Here is a 17,160-nt window from a genome sequence, read left to right on the forward strand (position 1 = left end):
ATGAGTTCGGTCGAGTCAACACGCTCGTTCGATCTGAATTGTCTTGCGGTGTTTCGTAATTCGTTCTACGACTGCCTCGATCGGCGTTGCGACGCGCTGTTCGAGCTGACCGACACGGTGCTGTGCAGCGATGGCCCGGTCCATACTCTTGTCGGGTTGTCGTTGGCTGCCGAGCATCGTCGCGGGCATGGCGCGCTGTATGACGGTTTGGGCAGTGGACGTATCGACTTCGCAAGGCCGCGGCGATCCTTGGCCGCCTTGTCGGTGCCGCGCGACGGCGACAGTCGGATCTTGCTGACCGTCGATGTCAGTCCGTGGCTGCGCCCGGACGCCGCGACCAGCCCCGATCGGGCGTTCTGCCACGTCTATGGACGCGGAAAAGGTCAAGCGCAAATGATTCCCGGTTGGCCCTACTCGTTCGTGGCGGCATTGGAGCCCGGCCGCACATCATGGACCGCGATCGTGGACGCGGTGCGCATCGACCCTGACGACGATCCGACCACGGTGACTTCCACGCAATTCCGTGAGGTTGTCGACCAACTGCGGGTGGCCGGGCAACACCGGCCCGAGGACCCGGCGATCCTGATCGTGTTCGACGCCGGCTACGACATCACCCGCCTGGAATATTTGCTGGCTGACCTGCCAGTGGAACTGGTCGGCAGAATCAGCAGCGACCGGGTCCTGGCGTTGCCCGCTTCGGCCCCTCCGGCAGCCAGGACCGAACGTCCAGCCAAACACGGACCCGAATTCGCGCTGGCCGAGGTCACGACCCGTACCGACACCGACCGTTACGTCCTGGCCGAAGCCAGCGCCTGGCACCGGCTGCACCCCATGCTCAAGCATCGCGGCAACTGGGCCGACCACACCGGCCCGCTACCGACTATCGAGGGCACGCTGCTGCGGCTGCGGGTGCAGTACCTGCCCGGCGACCACAACCCGAAACCGGTTTGGCTATGGTGTTCGGACCCCGAAGCCACCGCTGCTGAGGTGGACCGATACTGGCGAACGTTCCTGCACCGCTTCGACATCGAGCACACCTTCAGATTCTTCAAGCAAACCCTGGGCTGGACTCGCCCTCATCTACGCGATCCCCACGCCGCCGACCGCTGGACCTGGCTGGTGATCGCCGCCCACACCCAACTACGCCTGGCACGCAACCTCACCCGCGATCTGAGTCGCCCCTGGGAAAACCAGCCACCCGACCCGATCGGCTCACCCCGGCGCGAGTCCGTCGAGGGTTTCGGAACCTCCGCCCGACAACAGCCCTACCCGCCAGAGCACCCAAACCCTCCCGCCCCGGCCCCGGACGCCCACCCGGCACCAAAAACAAGCAACCCGCCCCACACCAACCAGTAGGCAAAAACGCCTTAACCCCCACCAGCACAGCCGATGGGGGTTAAAAGCAAAGCAAGGAGAACCCCCGCTGGCCGACCTCGATGCCGCCTGCTCATCGGTGAATCCCGCCAGCATTCATCCGTGCGTGCATCGGAAGCCTCCATCAGGCCAGGATTACGCCGTCGCTATGACCACGGGTCGATAGCCAGCTTCCCCACGGTTCTCCCGGAGGCAAGCGCACGCATTGCAGCAGGCCCGTCTGCAAGCGTACGGACGTCCGGATTGCCCGGCGTGTAGACCCCGAGCTCGATAAGCGTCGCGAGCTCTTCGAGCAACTCGGCATACCAGTCTGGAACGAGTTCCGCGAAGGCGCCCACATGAAGGCCCTTCACCTGGACTCGGTGCTCGAACACGAGCTCATGGGTGCTGATGGAAGCGTCGCCGGAGGCTGCTCCGAACACGACCACACGGCCCTTGAACGGTTTGGCGACCGAAAGGCTCGTCCTGAACGTCGCTTTCCCGATCGACTCCAGGACCAGGTCGACTCCGCCGGTGAGTCCAAGGATCGTCGCCTCGAGGTCCACGTGCTCACGATCGAGGACGACATCGGCACCCAAGGCCGCGAGGACGTCGTGCTTGCGCTGGGATGCCGTCGCAACCACCTTGGCGCCGTAGTGCCGAGCGAGACGGATTGCCGCTTGCCCTACTCCGCCCGCTGCGGCGTGGACCAGGACCCAGTCTCCGCTGGCCAGGTTCCCCAACGGTTTGATCGCTGCCAGCGCTGTCGCCCAGTTGAGCACCATGCCCAGAGAAGCTGCATCGCTCCAACCAGAAGGAACCAGAGCGACAGTCACGGACGGCATGACCATGTATTGGGCGAAGGCGCCGGGGCCCGCTCCGATGACATGGGAGCCGAGAGGCAACGGATCAGGGATCTCTCGGCCCACAGCAACGATCTCACCCGCTGCTTCGAATCCCGCGACGTATTCAGGAGCGGGACCGCCAGCGTAGGTGCCTCTCGTCTGCATGACATCGGCAAAGTTGAGCCCGGCGGCACCGACCTTGATCAGGTACTCGTGCGGGCCCGGCGACGGCATCGGGAGGTCCGTCGCCAGTACGAGATCGTCGGGTCCGTTGAAGGACTTCTGAACCAGGCCCTTCATGGTCCCCAGGAGTTCACTTGCGCTCGAGTTGTATGTCATGCGTCAAACCGTAAGAGCCTGACCTATGGGTGAAGGTCAAGCGTTCGAAGGCCTCGCGATCAGCCGCCTGGGGAGGCGTGATGTCTGCATGATCGTCGGGGTGCGGGGCTGGGGCGCAAAGTATTTCCTTGACGGCGGCCTCCCGCTGATCATTCTCCATAAAAGACTGCGGCGGCACCGTTCAACCGTTGCTTGCCTACGAACACGGGGAACCATCCAGACGTCACCGAACTCGCCGCCGAACCCGGACCGGGGGCACGCTGCGGCCAGGCCGCCGAGGTGGGTAAGTTCCGGCTCGACCGGTGGCTATTCCCGTCGAGCACCTTGACAACATCTACGTGTTGTAACTACCTCGGTTACGTCAGGAGGTAGTCGGTGAGCACGAACAGCCGGTTCACTGTTGCAATCCACATCTTGTCGTGGATGGCGTTAGTGGCCCGCAACAGCGAGGAGGTGGTGACCTCGGATCGGATTGCGGTGAGCGTGAACACCAATCCGGTGATGATCCGCCGGGCGTTGGGTCAGTTGCGCAAGGGCGATCTGGTGGAGTCCCAGCGAGGGAACGGAGCGGGCTGGAGCCTGGCCCGGCCTGCAGCGTTGATCTCGCTGCTGGAGGTGCATGAGGCGGTGGAGCCAGGTGAGTTGTTCGGGGCTGCACGCGGCTGCTCCCTATCAGGGGTGCCCGGTGGGGCGGGGCCTCCAGCCGGTATTGCGTCGGGTGTACGGGGATCTCGAGGATACGATGAGCCGGCAGCTGGCAGGCACGTCGATCGAAGACGTCCTGCCCCGGACGCTGAGCCCTGTCGTTAACTGACGACGCCGGCAGAAGAATCGGCCGGTGACGATGTCGGGGCCGGTGATTGGCTGATTGTCGATAACCATATCGGTGGTGCCGTCGTGCAGGCAGTTGCGCGGCCCCGTCCCGCTGAACCTCGTGGTGTCGACTTGCGAGACGTTACGAACTCAGTGGCGCCCCCGGTGGGGCGAATTGTCCAGCGGCAGTGTCGAAGTCGAAATAGCCGACATTGGAACGCGCCGCCGCCCCCGAACGGCCAGGTCCAAGCAATCCAGCGCCCAGTGGACGCCTCGGTGAGCAGGTCCCTCGCCAGTCGCGAGGCTGCCGACCGAGGCGATGGTAACCACACTCTCCCACCACGCCGACACCGCTTGACAAAGATGTATCGAGGGTTCAATCCACATTCTTGATTGGCAAGGTAGACAGCTTTCATCCGTGCATGCTTGGAAAAGACGGTGAAGAGTGGGGTTCCCCCAAGGCCGGGTAGTTAGTGTTTTCGCTGGTGGCGCAAGCGGTTTGAGGTTTTCGGGCATAGGGCAACGGAGCTCGTTGGTTCAGGAAGTCGACCAAGACAGCCTGTTGCCGAGGAGCTCCGTTGCCGTTTCATTCTCCCCTGCCTCCCGCGTTGGCGGCGATCACCCGGTCGGTGACCGTGGCCGCGGGCCGGTTCGCTGCCGGTCATCTGGGCGAGTTGACCGTGGTGGTGCCCTTCGAACTTGTCGACGCGGTCCTCGAGGAAACCCGTTCGGTGCAGCGCCGGTTGCGTGATCCCCCGTCTCGGGTCGGGGTCTATTTCCTCCTGGCGATGTGCTTGTTCCCCGAGGTGGGTTATCGGGCGGTCTGGGACAAACTCACGGCCTCGCTGACCGGGATACCCTTGCCCGCCCCGACCGCGAAAGCGTTGCGGGACTTGCGCCGTCGGGTGGGGGTCGCGCCGATGCGGATGTTGTTCGATGTGCTGGCCGGGCCGTTGGCGCAGCCGTCGACTCCGGGGGTTCGGTTCGGGCGGTATCGGATGGTGTCCTTCGATGGCTGCACCTCCCAGAAAGTGCCCGCCACCGCTCGGAACCGGGCCTGGCTGCGTGCCACCGCCCATTACGCCTACCCGATGCTGGAATTGATGACGCTGGTGGAGACCCCGAACCCGCGCGGTGATCGGGGCAGTGTTCGGACCCACCGAGCTGGGCGAGACCGGCTACGCCTGCAAGCTGCTGCATTTACTGCGCCCGGACATGCTGGTGTTGTGGGACAGGGGCTTCGACAGCAACGACTTCCTCGTCAAAGTCTGCGCGACCGGTGCCCAAGTATTGGGTCGGTCGCGCAGCAACCGGCGCATCCCGATCCTGACCCGCCTGGGCGATGGCTCGTATCTGGCGGTCATCGCCGGGATCCCGGTGCGGATCATCGACGCCCAGATCACCGTTACCTGCATCGACGGCACCGTATTCACCGCCAGATACCGCCTCGTCACGACCCTGACCGACGCCCGCCGCTACCCGGCAGCGACGCTAATGGCCCTCTACCACCAGCGGTGGGAACATGAATCCGCCTACTACGCGCTGCGCCACACGATCATGGCCGGACGAGTTCTGCGCTCGGGCGACCCAGTCGGTGTCGAACAGGAAATGTGGGCCCTGCTGGGCCTGTACCAAGCGCTGCGCATCGTGATGGTCGACGCCGCCGAATCCCGTCCAGGTACCGACCCGGACCGTTGCAGCTTCGCCATCGCTTTCCACACCGCCCGTGACCAGGTCGTCACCGCGGACGGGGTCGTCCCCACCAGGACCGGAAGCGGCCTTCTCGGGCGGATCGGCGTCCGGATCTTGGGGCACCTGTTACCACCACGCCGGCAACGGGTCAGCACCCGCAAGGTCAAATCACCGATGTCGCGCTACAACGAGCGCCTCGACGACGGACGCCCCGACACCAGCCGCACCGTCACCAATCTCGACCTCGCCATCGTAGTGCCCGACACCGAACAACTCCCGCTCCCAACCACTTCCCGCCACGACAGCCGCACCGCCCCGACCAGCGCCGACGCCACCGGATCATGACCCTGCTCGACACCGACCCCACCCGCCTGTGGCGAGCCCGTGACATCGCCACCCACTACAGCGACATCACCCTCAACACCATGTACAGACAGTTGACCCGGTGGGCCAACGACAGCCTCATCCACAAACTCGGCCCAAGCCTCTACAGCGCCACCGCCTGGTCACCCGAAACCCTTGCATGACAAGCGAAAACACTAACTACCCGGCCTTGGGTGAACCTCAGCCCGCATCAGCCACCTCAAACGAGGATCCGGACTTCGCCGCGCCCGGATGTGCCGCCACGAGGGAGCCCGCACCTGGATAGGGCTGCGTATCTTCGCATACAACCTCCAGCAGATGACTGTGATCCGCTGGTGAGCGCCAAGACGGTAGAACACCAGCGGAGATAATTTGGCCATCAAGCGTCGGCCGCCGTCCCGTATTACCTTCAGACAGGCTTTTCAGGGGCAAGTAGCTAACACCGCGCGAAGCGCCCGCTCGGGTGTCGTTCACGAGACTGCCGCCCCCCAAACGTAACGCATTTGGACGTGATCGAACCATGCCGACGGTGTTGTGTGGCGGACCGCGGAAAGTGCATCCGGCACTTCAGATCTCCCCCGCCTGTCGTCTATCGAATCGGTGTTGCGCATCATGCACGTCGTCCATGTTCCCCTCGGCCCAGATCTTCACTGCCGTTACTACAGGTAGCAGGCTGTGGCCCAGCGGGGTCAGCGAGTAGTCAACGCGAACCGGTACCGAGGGTGTGACTGTCCGGTCGACGAGCCCAGCCCGTTCGAGCGACCGCAGCGTCTGGGTCAACATCTTCTGACTCACACCAGCGATCCGGCGACGCAGCCCACCGTGTCGCAGCGGCCCCTCGGCCAGCGCCGTGAGTACGAGTGTCACCCACTTGTCGCTTATTGTCGCCAGCAACTCGCGGGTCGGGCAATCAGCGACGAAAGCGTCATACTCAGCCTTCGCGCTCTGCCTGCGTTCCTCTGCGGTCACCACTGCACGCCTCCACCCTGACAAGCACAAATACCAGCCAGTACCTTAGGCACTTTTAGGTTCCTTCTTACCAGAAGAGACTAAAGCCTCCTAGCTTGTCCATGCATGCGATAACACCAAGGAGGAACAGTGCGGTCCATTGTGAATAGCCCCGGTACGACGGATCTCGTGGAATTTCAGGAGGTGCCCGACCCAGCCCCGAAGCCAAACCAGGCTGTCGTCGAGGTCCGAGCGTTCTCGGTCAATCGCGGCGAGCTGGCTTTGCTGAACGCTCGCCCGACTGGCTGGCGGCCGGGACAGGACATCGCGGGAGTAGTAATCGAGTCTGCCGCCGACGGCAGCGGGCCCGCTGTTGGGACCCGGGTCTTCGGCGCTGCAGAGCAAGGCGGATGGGCTGAGAAGGTCGCAGTGTCCACAGAGCAGCTCGCATCCGTACCAGATGAAGTGAGCCTGGATGTTGCGGCGACGCTCCCCATAGTGGGAATCACGGCCCTGCGGACGCTGCGACTCGCAGGGGACCTGCTCGGGCAGCGCGTACTGATCACCGCCGCGAGCGGTGCGGTAGGGCGTCTCCAGGTCGAGCTCGCCGCTGCCCGCGGCGCCGATGTCACCGCGATCGCGGGCCCTGAGCACACCACAGCCCTCCTCGACCTCGGCGCGTCCAATGTCGTGTCGTCGATCGACGAAGCTAATGGCCGCTATCACGTCGTCAGCGAATCGATAGGCGGAAAATCACTGACGTCGGCGATATCAAAGGTCGAGCCGGGCGGTCTGGTATTGCTCATCGGCACGACGACCGGCGAACCGGGCGCTGTCACGATCTACGACTTCATCGGACACGAAGGCGCCAGAATTCAATCGTTCCTGTCCTACGCCAGCGGCCCCTTCGGCACCGACCTCGGCCTGCTCGTCGCGCTCGTGGCCAAAGGCATCCTGCATCCCGCGATCGGCTACACCGCCGACTGGACAGACCTACCCGACGCTCTTCGCGCACTGGCGGATCGGCAGGTAAAAGGCAAAGCAGTACTGACCCTTCAGTAGTCCGGCCGCAGGTCCCGACACGACGGTTCACTCGGGTGGTCGGTTGTCGAACCGATCACCCGGCGAACAGCGAGGGCGTGGCATACCTCGCCGCTACGCGATGAGTTTTCATGGGCCGGATTGTCTCTAATTGCGGGTGTCAATCCGGCAAGAACCGTGCTCTACCGCGCGTCGTTCATCACAGGTCTCGTCGCGGAACGGGGTGTATGAGGTTCACCTGGGGAACCCCAGAGCTTCTTGCACGGTCCTATCAGGTCACGACCACCATGTGCGACACGCAAGTCACGGCAAGCGCAGGATCGAGAGATCGCAAGAAGGACGCCTCCCGAAGAAGAGTCGGTCGAACTCGAGATCAAACCAGGCTTCTACGCGACCCCCTCATCTTCACATCTTCACCGTCAACCGTAGGAGCCTGACGCATGGGTGAAGGTAAAGCGCTCGAAGGCCTCGCCATCGGCCGCCTGGGACAGGAACTCACCGAGGGCGGAGCGCTGTCGTTCCAGGAGCGCAATCCTTCGCGTGAGCCGGTCGTGATACGCAGCGATTTCCTCGCGGGCCTGTGTGTCGAGGTCACCGGCGCCATCGACGAGCGTCGGCAGGACCTGCTTGATGAACCGCACCGGAAGCCCGGCATCGAGGAGGAAGCGGACCACGCGAACTCGATCAATCGTCGATGGGCAATAGTCGCGGTACCCGTTGCTGCAGCGACCAGGCACGATCAGGCCCTCGTCCTCGTACAGGCGAAGCGCGCGCGGGCTTGCCCCGCTCACGATCGACGCCTCACCGATCTTCATGCTGACGAGAACGCATTTGTGTCATGATTTTCTTCCCTCCACTTCGTGTACCCCGACTCCTGCGACCAGATCCCGGGATGGCTCGAGCAGGTGGCTAACGCGACTAGGGGTACAGGCCGCGGTAACGATGTGCCTCGGCCACTGACCTGACGGCCAAGGCCATCGCCGCGCTGCGAAGGGGCATCCCGCTGGACTCGGCGAGCTCCCACACCCGCGTCCAGGCGAACTGCATGCGAGCGTCGAGTCGACTCTCCACCTCGTCGACCGTCCACCAGTAGGCCTGATTCGCCTGTACCCATTCGAAGTAGCTGACGACCACTCCGCCTGCGTTTGCCAGGATGTCCGGCACGACGAGGCAGCCCTGCTCGCGCAGGATTCGATCTGCCGCTGAGGTCGCGGGCCCGTTCGCTCCCTCGACCACGACCTTCGCGCGGACCTGGGCTGCGTTTTCCTCGGTGAGAACCGCCTCGACGGCGGCGGGTACCAGCAGGTCCACGTCGAGCGTCAAGAGCTCATGCTGTCCCGGCAGCGGTTCGGCACCGTTGAAGCCAACGACGGAACCGGTGGTGTCGACGTGCTCCTCGAGCTTCGGAATGTCTATACCGGACTGACGGAAGATCGCTCCGTCGGCGTCGCTCACGGCAGCTACGGTGACGCCGGCGTCGTGGAGAATCCGAGCGACTCCTCGCCCCACCTTTCCGAAGCCCTGAATGGCCGCCGACGCGCGTCCTACACGAATCGATCGCTGGGCCAGTGCCAGCTGGGCAACGTAGGCCACACCTCGCGATGTCGCCGTTGCGCGCCCAAGCGAACCGCCAAGCGTGACCGGCTTGCCTGTCACGACTCCGAGGACCGTATTTCCTCGGCCTACCGAGTAGGTGTCCATCATCCAGGCCATAGTGCGTTCATCGGTGCCGACGTCGGGAGCCATGATGTCGGTGTCGGGGCCGATGAAGGGTGAGACCTCGCTTGTGTACCGGCGGGTCACCCGCTCCAGCTCCGCAAGTGAGTGCGATCGCGGATCGATCGTGACGCCGCCCTTCGCCCCGCCATAGGGAACGTCCAAGAGCGCGCATTTCCACGTCATCCACATCGCAAGAGCACGAACCCCGTCGATGCCGACATCGGGGCTATAGCGCAGACCACCTTTTCCTGGTCCGCGCGAAAGGTTGTGCTGCACACGATGACCCGTCAGGACTTCGACGCGGCCGTCGTCGCGACGAAGCGGAATGCTGACCGAGAGCTCTCGTCTAGCGACCGACAGCATGTTGTAGACACTCTCGTCGTACTGCAGGTACTCGACGGCCTCCCGTAGTTGGGTGCGTGCGTCATCCAACGGGCGGCTCGCGGTGGAGACCGCGGTCATCGCCAACGGTTGCATCGTCACCTACTCCTGCGGCCTGATCGGCTGTTGGCGCCGGGGATCGCTCCCCAGGTCGAGGGTCGACTGCCCCGTATCCGACGTCACCATGCGTAGAACCCCTGTCCGGTCTTGCGGCCCAGTTGCCCTGCGCTGACCTTGTCGCGAAGGATCGCCGGAGGCTGGAAGCGGTCCCCTACTTCCGTTGCGAGATGCTCAGCGATGGCCAGCCGGACATCCAGTCCTACGACGTCGGTGGTCCTGAGGGGACCCATTTGGTGTTTGTAGCCGAGGGTCATCGCGGTGTCGATGTCCTCCGCCGAGGCAACTCCGTCCTCGAGCATGCGCATCGCTTCGAGTGCAAGCGCCAAGCCGAGTCGGCTGCTGGCGAAGCCGGGCGAGTCTGTGACGGTGATGGCCGTCTTCCCGAGCGCTGCAATCCAAGCGCGTGCGGCCGTGGTCAGCTCAGTCGAGGTGGCGGTGCCGATCACGATCTCCACCAGCTCGCTGGCCGGGACCGGGTTGAAGAAGTGCAGGCCGATGAACCGGTCCGGCCGGGCGAGCGCCGCAGCCAGGCTATTCACAGACAGTGAACTGGTGTTGGTTGCCAGCACTGCCTCGGGTACGGCCCTCTCCACCTCGTCGAGCACCGAGACCTTCAGCTCGACCGACTCCGGGACCGCCTCCACGACGAGACCGCATCCTGCCAGCGCCGATGCATCGGTGGCGGTGCGAAACGAGGCCAGGACCTCTTCCGGTCGGCGGTTCACGCCGCCACGGCGATCGGCCATCACGATGTTGCGCTCGACACGTTCGCGCGCCGCCTCAGCTGCCGACTCATCCATCTCGACGATGACCACCTGTGTCCCAGCTGCGAGGAAGGCATGAGCGATGCCTGCGCCCATCCGCCCGCCACCATAAACACCGACAGCCGCAGGCAGTACCGCGAACCCGGTCATCGGCACATCCCCTTTACGGATCTTTGTGGCCCCGCAGTGTCCAGCCGCCAGGTCGCTATTCCGCGGCGCCATCAGGCGAGCCCCGTCGTCAGGACCACTTTGCCCTTGACCTTGCCGTCTCTGACGTACTGCAATGCGTCGCTTGCCCTTTCCAGCGGGAAGACGGTGTCGATGGCAGCATCGACGTCACCTCTGCCGAGGAGCTCGAGCACCTCGGTCATCGTCGCCCGAGTCAGAGCCGGATGACGGTCACGGTAGTCACTGCTCTGGAGGCCGGTGACGCTGATGTTCTTCACAAGCAGATGGCCCGGTTTGATCGGGGTCTGGCTGCCGGATGCGAAGCCCACGATGACGATTCGCCCTTCCCACGCAGTGGCTCGGACAACCTGGGTGAGGTATTCGCCGCCGAGCATCTCCAGCACGACGTCCACGCCATGACCGTCTGTGGCGGCCAGCAGGTCGTCGCGTAGAGTCTCGGGTCCAGATGTGAGCACGACATCCGCCCCCTGCTTCCGGGCCAACTCACCTTTCGCTTCGTCCTGCGCAAGCGCGATGACGCGGGCGCCCCACGACTTGGCGAGCTGGACGCCCGCGGAGCCCACGCCACCACCAGCTCCGGTGATCAGCACGGTCTCTCCAGCGCAGAGCTGACCGCGACGGCGCAGACCGAAGTGAGCGGTCGCGTAGACCAAGCCGACGGCAGCGGCCTGCTCGAATCCGACCTCGTCAGGGAGCTCGACCACCAGCTCCTCAGGCACCACGAGTTGCTCGGCGTACCCGCCGTACTCGACCAGCGCGAGGACGCGCTGACCGAGCACGATCCGCTCTACGCCCTCCCCCACCGCGACGACGCGCCCGGTCGCCTCTTTACCGGGGCTGAAGGGACGTTGCGGAAGGTTCTGATACGTCCCTTCGACCACCAGGATGTCGGGGAAGTTGACGCTGGCCGCGACGACCTCGATCACCACTTCACCTGGTCCGGGCCGGAGGTCAGGAAGATCTTTCACGACGAGGCTGGACGGTGGACCGAACTCCTCCACTAGCACTGCGCGCATTCGTATAACTCCTTCTCGAAACGTCGATCAGGCCCAGAGTGAGACATCGGGCAGGTCGGCCAGCTCGGGATATCTCACGACGGCCGGGGCACGCCGGAGGGCGGGCGAGAGCGGGCTGGGAAGTGTGGCGAAGGACCGATCGGGAGTTCTGGGAGGCGAGACCCGATCAAGGCCGTCGACCTGGGCAAACCCGGCAGCGACCGACTCCTCCCATGTGGCAACGACGGAGGTGCAGACGTCCTCGGATGACAGCAATTTCCGCCAATGGTCGGAGGGGCGAGCCGAGAAGATCTCGGTGAGCGCGGCGATCACTCGCTGTTCCTGTTCAGCATCGTCGACGAGTTCCTCGTCAAGGCCGACGATCTCGGTGAGCCGCCGCCAGAACTTGTCTTCCAGCGCCGCGCAAGCGACGTGCCGACCGTCCGCGGTCGGATATATCTGGTACCGCGGACTGCCCCCCGTGAGCAGTTCGGCTCCTGGCGTCGGCCAGGTCCCGTCGACCTGGTGGGCCGCGAAGTAGCCGTAGCCGAGCACCTGCAGGTTGCGTGTCATCGCCACCTCGACATGCGCACCTTGGCCGGTCGCCTCCACCTGACGGAGGGCGAGGAGGATGTTGACCACCGCTGGATAAGCCCCTGCAGCTATGTCGGCAAGCACGCTGACGGGCAACGTCGGCGATCCTGTGCGATCGACGGCGACCCCCAGCAGGGCAGACTCAGCAAGGTAGTTGAGGTCGTGCCCGGCACGGGCCGCATAGGGTCCGCTGGACCCGTAGCCATTTATCGAGCAGTAGACGACGCGAGGATTCGCCGTGGAAACGGCGTCATATCCGAGCCCGAGCCGGTCGGCCACGCCCGGCCGGAACTGTTCGACGACGACGTCGGCCTCGGCTGCCAGCTCGAGCGCCCGGTCCCGCTGGGCGGGATCCTTGAGATCCACGGCGAACGCGCGCTTGTGGCGATTGAGAATGGCATAGTTGGCGCTCGCCTCGCCGAAGCGTGGCTCATAGCTGCGCATCTCGTCGCCGCGTCCGGGCCGTTCCAGCTTCACCACGTCCGCACCGGCCTCAGCCAGGAACAGCGTCGCCATGGGTCCTGGCAGCAAGGTGGACAGATCAAGCACCCGCACCCCGCTGAGGGGCAATTGCTCGGTCGTCACATCAGCTCCCGCAACTTGAACTTCTGAATCTTGCCGCTCGGTGTCATCGGCAGCTCTCGCAGACATGCCACCCTCTCCGGCAGGTAGTGTTTGGACAGCCCCTGACCGACCAGGAACTCACCCAGCGAGTCCACGGTCGGCTCCGGTCGACCGTCTTTGATGACGAGTACGGCGCAGATGCGTTCGCCAAGACGCGCGTCCTCGATCCCGATGACAGCCGCGTTGAGGACATCGGGGTGGTCGAAGATGGCCGACTCGACTTCTGTCACGGGGATGTTCTCCCCGCCTCGGATGATGATGTCCTTCGTTCGACCGGCCAGCGACACCCAGCCGTGCTCATCGATACTGGCGCGGTCCCCCGTGTCGAACCACAGCCCCGGAAGGTACGCCTTTTCGGTGGCGTCTCGTCGATCGAAGTAGCCATAGGCAACTGCGGGGCCACGCACGAGAAGGTCACCCACCTCACCCGGTGCCAGCTCGGTGCCACCGGCGCCGACGACCTTGACCGCAGAACCGGCGAAAACCGATCCATCGGTGCGTTGGACCGCGTCCGGGTCAGCCGGCGTACACGAAATGATGATGCTGCACTCGGTCATGCCCCACGCCGGTGCCACATAGGCACCGAGCGCCTCGCCCGCCTGGGCGGGCAAGCTACGCGGCACTGGCGCACCCGCGACGACCAGACAAGTGAGAGGGCAGGCCGGGTCGCCCACCAGGTCAGTCCGCATCATGTCCTGCAGAAAAGTCGGCGCACCGAAGAAGGTCGTCACCCCCTCCTCGCGGATGACATCGGCTCCCCACGTGGGATCCCACCGGTCGACGTGAACCCCCGTACCAGCCAGCAGCGTCGTGAACACGATGCCCCAGATGAAGCCGGTGTGATGGCCCACAGGGGAGGCGACGAGCTGAACCATCGGGCGCCCGTAGACGTCGGATCCGACGTGCTCGGCCTGTCGCCGAGCCGAGTAGATCAAGGTATTGTGGCTGTGCATGGCGCCCTTGGGCTCGCCGGTCGTGCCCGATGTGAAGCCGAGATAGCAGAGTCCATCGGGTTCCGGTTCGGGAAAGCGCCGCAGCGGGACCCCCTCATGGTCCCGCCACAGCGACTCCCCGTCGCGCAGATCGGACGCGTCGTCATCGAGGACTACGACGTGCTCGAGCACCGGGAGCTCGGCACGTACTCGACGAGAGAGATCGAGATGCTCGTCCCGACGCCAGCGCCTCGGGATCACCAGGACCTTCGCCCTGCTCCTGCGCAACACGGCAGCGGCCTGGCGCTCACCATGTGCAACCGGGATGCCCACGTAGACGGCGCCGACCTCGTTGATGCCGAAAACGATCTCGGGATACTCGACCCAGTTCGGCAGCATGACGGCGACAGCATCGCCTGCCCCCACCCCGAGCGAGGCGAGGATGCTGGCCGCCTGGTTGGCACCCGCGTCGAACTCCGCATATGTCCGCGTGACTCGGCCGCCCTCCCCACGGCGCCCCACGAGCGCGATCCGATCGGGATGGGCCGCCGCGGCGTCGGTCAGCAGCGAGCGGATCGAACGCTGCTCCCACCACCCCTCATCGCGCCAGCGAGCCGCCGTGGCATCATCGGTAGGAGTGAACTGGCCGCCCAGGACCTCAACAAGCGGGCGTGTGCCCTGCACGTCTGTCACGGTGCCTCCTTGGTGATGCGGGACTCTGACGGAAGACCTACGAAAGCTCGAGCAGCGCGGACAGCACTGCCCTCGACATCAGCTGCCGCGCGCAGCGAGACTGCGTCACGCAGCCTGCGTTCGGCGGGGTACTCGGCGAGATAGCCGTAGCCTCCATAGGATTGGAGTGCCGCCGCGCAGATCTCGATGGCGGCAGCGCAGGCGCTGCGGGCCACTGCGACCGCAGACAGGTCGTCCGCACCGGCTGCACGCACGGCCAGGTCCAGCACTGCTGTCCGGCTCGTCTGCTCGAACAGCGACGCCTGGACGGTCGGGATCGCCGTAAGCGCATCACCGAACTGGTAACGACCAGACGCGTAAGCATGGGCGTCTTCGGCAGCAGCCCCAGCGATGCCGACTGCGATGGCGGCAGCGCCGAGATGGAGTCGCCGCCGCGCAGCGCTGGCGACCACGCCGTGCAGCTGCCACACCAATTCGGCGCTGGCGTCGACCCTCAGCGAACGGGTGAGCGCACCGCCGAGCCCAGTACGTCGTACTGGTGTGGCTGTGATCGTCTCGGGTGCAACCAGCACGGCATCGTGGTCACCGGACAGGACCAGCAGATACGGCGCGGCGTGCGCGGCGTCGACCCGCGCGACCGAGCCAACCAGCCGATCGCGTTTCCAGCCCAGCCTGATCGATTCGGACGCCGCATCGACCACTGCTATGCCAGCAGCTCGGGTGTGGATCAGGTCTCGAATCTCGGCACATCGGTCTGCACGTGCCAGGACGTCGATGGCGGCGTGCGCCTGGGCGGCTGCCCAGCCCAGCGCCGGCCAATGTCTGCCGACCTGCTCGAGCGCGACTGCGACAGTGGCGGCGTCGGCCCCGCCGCCCCCGACATCGGCGCTGGCTCCCATGGTCCAAACTCCGAGCTGGGCGAGTTCGCCGGCCAGGAAAGTAACGTGATCGGGCAACTCATCGGAGAGAATGACATCACGATCCGTGGCCAGTGATGCCAACATCTGCCGGAGGTCGCGTTGTTCCTCCGACAGCGTGTAATCATGCCGGCTCACTGCCAGAAGCTCTTGGGGTCGGGTTCGCGACGCTCACCGAAGGCTTGGTTCACTTCATGGGCCTCCCGGGTCTGCAGGTAGAGCGAAAGCTGCTGGTCATGAGCCATGCGGGCCTGCCCGGAAACGCCATTGTGCCGACCCGAGAACGCACCCTTGAGACCGCCGATCGCGAGAGGACTGCGGGTACTGATCTCCTTGGCGATCTCGCCAGCCCGTTCCAGCGCTCGGCCGACTGGTACGACCTCGTTGACCAGCCCCATCGCGAGAGCCTGGTCGGCCGTGTATTTCTTGTTGAGGTACCACATCTCCTTCGCCCGCTTCCGTCCGATGGTGTCCTCGAGGTACCAGGTGCCGTATCCAGCATCGAAGCTGCCGACCATCGGGCCGACCTGCCGGAAGACTGCGTTCTCCGAGGCAACCGACAGGTCGCAGACCGTGTGCAGGACATTGCCACCGCCGACGGCGAATCCGTTTATGGCGGCGATGATGGGCTTGGCGACGGTGTCGATCGCCTGGTAGACGTCGATGATCGGCAGCACCTGAGACTGGTCCAGTGAGGTGACCGGGTCGTGCTCGCCGCCGATGCAGAAGAACTTCTCACCCGCCCCGGTCAGCACCGCAGCGCGAAGCTCCGGGTCGAGGCGAAATCGCTGCAACGCATCCATGAGCTCGAGGCACGTCCGGTGGCGGAACTTGTTCCCTTTGTCGGGGCGGTTGATCGTGACTGTGAGAACCGGACCATCCGTGCCGGTGCGGATATCTTCGTACGCCGTCATGCCTATGTCCTGTCATCGGTGGTGGTGGGCTGGGCGGACTCCGCAGCCGATGTGCCGGTGCGGAATCCACCGCCGCCCTTGTTGCCGAGTCGGCCTGCGGCCACCATCTGGCGCAGCAGAGGCGGGGCTGCGAAGCGACTATCGAGGGTCGTGGCGTACACTGCCTCAGTGAGGCGCAGGTGGACGTCGAGCCCGATCATGTCCAGCATGGCCAGCGGACCGATCTCGTAGCCGAGTCCGAGCTGCAGGGCGACGTCGATATCCTCGGCGGTGGCGAGCTCGTCGTCATACTCCTGGATGACGTCGTTGAGGTAGGGCAGAAGCAGCGCATTGACGAGGAAACCAGGGCGATCTTTGACCACCACCGGAACCTTGTCCTCGAGCGTCTCGACGAACGCGACGAGTCTGTCCATCAAATCCTCGGAGGTCTGCAATCCCGCCACCACCTCGACGGTCCGCATGAGCGGGACTGGATTGAAGAAGTGCAGGCCGGCGATCCGGCTGGGCTCCGGCAGGCCCGCGGCAAGCTCGGTGATCGACTGCGCCGAGGTGGTGGTCAGCAGCGGCACGTCTTGGCCGACCACCGCGGCGACCTCCGCCAGCGCTGCCCGTTTGATGTCGAGGTCCTCCGGAACGGATTCGAGCACCAGGTCGACCATGGCGAGATCGTCGACGGAAACCGTGCCCCGGATCCGGTCCATGATCTCGGCGCGGTCTGCCTCGGTCACCTTGCGGCGGCCAACGCCGTCGTCGAGGAACTCGCCGACCTGGATGAGGCCGGCGGCGATCTGGGCTTGTCCGGCCTCGAGAACGGTTACCGTTCGTCCCGTCGCTGCGAGCACCTGAGCTATACCGGCCCCCATCGTGCCGAAACCGAGAACACCGACACTGCGGAAGTCGGTGGGCGTCGTAGTCATCGTCGTC

The 17,160-nt window shown here is 64.9% G+C and carries 17 protein-coding genes and 3 pseudogenes; 7 read left to right on the forward strand and 13 right to left on the reverse strand.

Going from position 1 to position 17,160, the window contains the following annotated elements; translation table 11 throughout:
* A partial coding sequence (locus ACFYOW_RS46525) for an NF041680 family putative transposase (protein WP_387298099.1) occupies positions 1 to 1,356 on the forward strand: 1,356 nt, incomplete at its 5' end.
* Positions 1,357 to 1,520: 164 nt separating this feature from the next.
* Here the strand turns inward: ACFYOW_RS46525 and ACFYOW_RS46530 are convergent.
* Complete coding sequence (locus tag ACFYOW_RS46530) at positions 1,521 to 2,498, reverse strand: zinc-binding dehydrogenase (RefSeq protein ID WP_387298101.1); 978 nt, start codon at positions 2,496 to 2,498, stop codon at positions 1,521 to 1,523.
* A gap of 395 nt (positions 2,499 to 2,893) precedes the next feature.
* Positions 2,894 to 3,031, reverse strand: a complete 138-nt coding sequence (locus tag ACFYOW_RS46535; RefSeq protein WP_387298170.1) for a hypothetical protein — start codon at positions 3,029 to 3,031, stop codon at positions 2,894 to 2,896.
* On the opposite strand from ACFYOW_RS46535, the gene ACFYOW_RS46540 reads away from it, so the two are divergent.
* Entirely contained in the window at positions 2,970 to 3,347 is a 378-nt protein-coding gene (locus tag ACFYOW_RS46540) for an Rrf2 family transcriptional regulator (protein ID WP_387298162.1), read from the forward strand. The two genes, ACFYOW_RS46535 and ACFYOW_RS46540, sit on opposite strands and share 62 nt — an antisense overlap.
* 689 nt (positions 3,348 to 4,036) lie before the next feature.
* Positions 4,037 to 4,228: pseudogene (locus tag ACFYOW_RS46545) on the forward strand (transposase domain-containing protein); the annotation flags it as partial.
* Here the strand turns inward: ACFYOW_RS46545 and ACFYOW_RS46550 are convergent.
* Positions 4,162 to 4,422 (reverse strand): hypothetical protein, encoded by a 261-nt coding sequence (locus ACFYOW_RS46550; protein ID WP_387298172.1) that lies wholly within the window; start codon positions 4,420 to 4,422, stop codon positions 4,162 to 4,164. The pseudogene ACFYOW_RS46545 and the gene ACFYOW_RS46550 sit on opposite strands and share 67 nt — an antisense overlap.
* Positions 4,423 to 4,481: 59 nt before the next feature.
* Here ACFYOW_RS46550 and ACFYOW_RS46555 point away from each other — a divergent pair.
* Together ACFYOW_RS46555 and ACFYOW_RS46560 are read left to right on the forward strand one after the other, a co-directional pair.
* Positions 4,482 to 5,387: pseudogene (locus ACFYOW_RS46555) on the forward strand (transposase); the annotation flags it as partial.
* Positions 5,384 to 5,569: a hypothetical protein gene (locus ACFYOW_RS46560; RefSeq protein ID WP_387298103.1), complete on the forward strand. Its 186-nt coding sequence runs from the start codon at positions 5,384 to 5,386 to the stop codon at positions 5,567 to 5,569. The pseudogene ACFYOW_RS46555 and the gene ACFYOW_RS46560, both read left to right, overlap by 4 nt.
* A gap of 403 nt (positions 5,570 to 5,972) precedes the next feature.
* Here the strand turns inward: ACFYOW_RS46560 and ACFYOW_RS46565 are convergent, their stop codons facing one another.
* On the reverse strand, positions 5,973 to 6,374 hold the full coding sequence (locus ACFYOW_RS46565) for a winged helix-turn-helix transcriptional regulator (protein WP_387298105.1): 402 nt from the start codon (positions 6,372 to 6,374) through the stop codon (positions 5,973 to 5,975).
* A 183-nt stretch (positions 6,375 to 6,557) separates the two neighbouring features.
* Here ACFYOW_RS46565 and ACFYOW_RS46570 point away from each other — a divergent pair.
* Positions 6,558 to 6,803: pseudogene (locus ACFYOW_RS46570) on the forward strand (alcohol dehydrogenase catalytic domain-containing protein); the annotation flags it as partial.
* Between the two features lie 48 nt (positions 6,804 to 6,851).
* Positions 6,852 to 7,415 (forward strand): zinc-binding dehydrogenase, encoded by a 564-nt coding sequence (locus ACFYOW_RS46575; protein ID WP_387298164.1) that lies wholly within the window; start codon positions 6,852 to 6,854, stop codon positions 7,413 to 7,415.
* A 398-nt stretch (positions 7,416 to 7,813) separates the two neighbouring features.
* Here ACFYOW_RS46575 and ACFYOW_RS46580 read toward each other — a convergent pair whose 3' ends face one another.
* From ACFYOW_RS46580 to ACFYOW_RS46620, 9 genes are all read right to left on the reverse strand, one after another.
* Positions 7,814 to 8,209, reverse strand: a complete 396-nt coding sequence (locus ACFYOW_RS46580) for a MerR family transcriptional regulator (protein ID WP_387298107.1) — start codon at positions 8,207 to 8,209, stop codon at positions 7,814 to 7,816.
* A gap of 103 nt (positions 8,210 to 8,312) precedes the next feature.
* The gene (locus ACFYOW_RS46585; protein ID WP_387298166.1) at positions 8,313 to 9,590 is read right to left on the reverse strand and encodes a Glu/Leu/Phe/Val dehydrogenase; all 1,278 of its coding nucleotides are present in this window, start codon (positions 9,588 to 9,590) and stop codon (positions 8,313 to 8,315) included.
* A gap of 83 nt (positions 9,591 to 9,673) precedes the next feature.
* Positions 9,674 to 10,528, reverse strand: a complete 855-nt coding sequence (locus ACFYOW_RS46590; RefSeq protein WP_387298109.1) for a 3-hydroxyacyl-CoA dehydrogenase family protein — start codon at positions 10,526 to 10,528, stop codon at positions 9,674 to 9,676.
* A gap of 71 nt (positions 10,529 to 10,599) precedes the next feature.
* Positions 10,600 to 11,583, reverse strand: coding sequence for an NADPH:quinone oxidoreductase family protein (locus ACFYOW_RS46595; RefSeq protein WP_387298111.1), 984 nt, complete (start codon positions 11,581 to 11,583; stop codon positions 10,600 to 10,602).
* A gap of 27 nt (positions 11,584 to 11,610) precedes the next feature.
* On the reverse strand, positions 11,611 to 12,741 hold the full coding sequence (locus tag ACFYOW_RS46600) for a CaiB/BaiF CoA transferase family protein (RefSeq protein ID WP_387298113.1): 1,131 nt from the start codon (positions 12,739 to 12,741) through the stop codon (positions 11,611 to 11,613).
* Positions 12,738 to 14,405 (reverse strand): AMP-binding protein, encoded by a 1,668-nt coding sequence (locus tag ACFYOW_RS46605; protein WP_387298115.1) that lies wholly within the window; start codon positions 14,403 to 14,405, stop codon positions 12,738 to 12,740. The genes ACFYOW_RS46600 and ACFYOW_RS46605 overlap by 4 nt, the downstream gene beginning before the upstream one ends.
* A complete protein-coding gene (locus ACFYOW_RS46610) occupies positions 14,402 to 15,460 on the reverse strand; it encodes an acyl-CoA dehydrogenase family protein (RefSeq protein ID WP_387298117.1) in 1,059 nt (352 codons plus the stop codon). The genes ACFYOW_RS46605 and ACFYOW_RS46610 overlap by 4 nt, the downstream gene beginning before the upstream one ends.
* Positions 15,457 to 16,236: an enoyl-CoA hydratase-related protein gene (locus tag ACFYOW_RS46615; protein WP_387298119.1), complete on the reverse strand. Its 780-nt coding sequence runs from the start codon at positions 16,234 to 16,236 to the stop codon at positions 15,457 to 15,459. Before ACFYOW_RS46615 ends, ACFYOW_RS46610 begins: the two co-directional genes overlap by 4 nt.
* A 2-nt stretch (positions 16,237 to 16,238) precedes the next feature.
* Complete coding sequence (locus ACFYOW_RS46620; protein ID WP_387298120.1) at positions 16,239 to 17,153, reverse strand: 3-hydroxyacyl-CoA dehydrogenase family protein; 915 nt, start codon at positions 17,151 to 17,153, stop codon at positions 16,239 to 16,241.
* Positions 17,154 to 17,160 lie beyond the last annotated feature (7 nt).

The organism is Nocardia sp. NPDC006982 (genome assembly GCF_042869435.1).
Lineage (GTDB): Bacteria > Actinomycetota > Actinomycetes > Mycobacteriales > Mycobacteriaceae > Nocardia.

Bases quoted from the DNA above. Each gene is read 5' to 3' on its own strand.
- ACFYOW_RS46620 (WP_387298120.1), bottom strand. From the start codon at position 17,153: ATGACTACGACGCCCACCGACTTCCGCAGTGTCGGTGTTCTCGGTTTC.
- ACFYOW_RS46585 (WP_387298166.1), bottom strand. From the start codon at position 9,590: ATGCAACCGTTGGCGATGACCGCGGTCTCCACCGCGAGCCGCCCGTTG.
- ACFYOW_RS46615 (WP_387298119.1), bottom strand. From the start codon at position 16,236: ATGACGGCGTACGAAGATATCCGCACCGGCACGGATGGTCCGGTTCTC.
- ACFYOW_RS46590 (WP_387298109.1), bottom strand. From the start codon at position 10,528: ATGACCGGGTTCGCGGTACTGCCTGCGGCTGTCGGTGTTTATGGTGGC.
- ACFYOW_RS46530 (WP_387298101.1), bottom strand. From the start codon at position 2,498: ATGAAGGGCCTGGTTCAGAAGTCCTTCAACGGACCCGACGATCTCGTA.
- ACFYOW_RS46560 (WP_387298103.1), top strand. From the start codon at position 5,384: ATGACCCTGCTCGACACCGACCCCACCCGCCTGTGGCGAGCCCGTGAC.
- ACFYOW_RS46595 (WP_387298111.1), bottom strand. From the start codon at position 11,583: ATGCGCGCAGTGCTAGTGGAGGAGTTCGGTCCACCGTCCAGCCTCGTC.
- ACFYOW_RS46580 (WP_387298107.1), bottom strand. From the start codon at position 8,209: ATGAAGATCGGTGAGGCGTCGATCGTGAGCGGGGCAAGCCCGCGCGCG.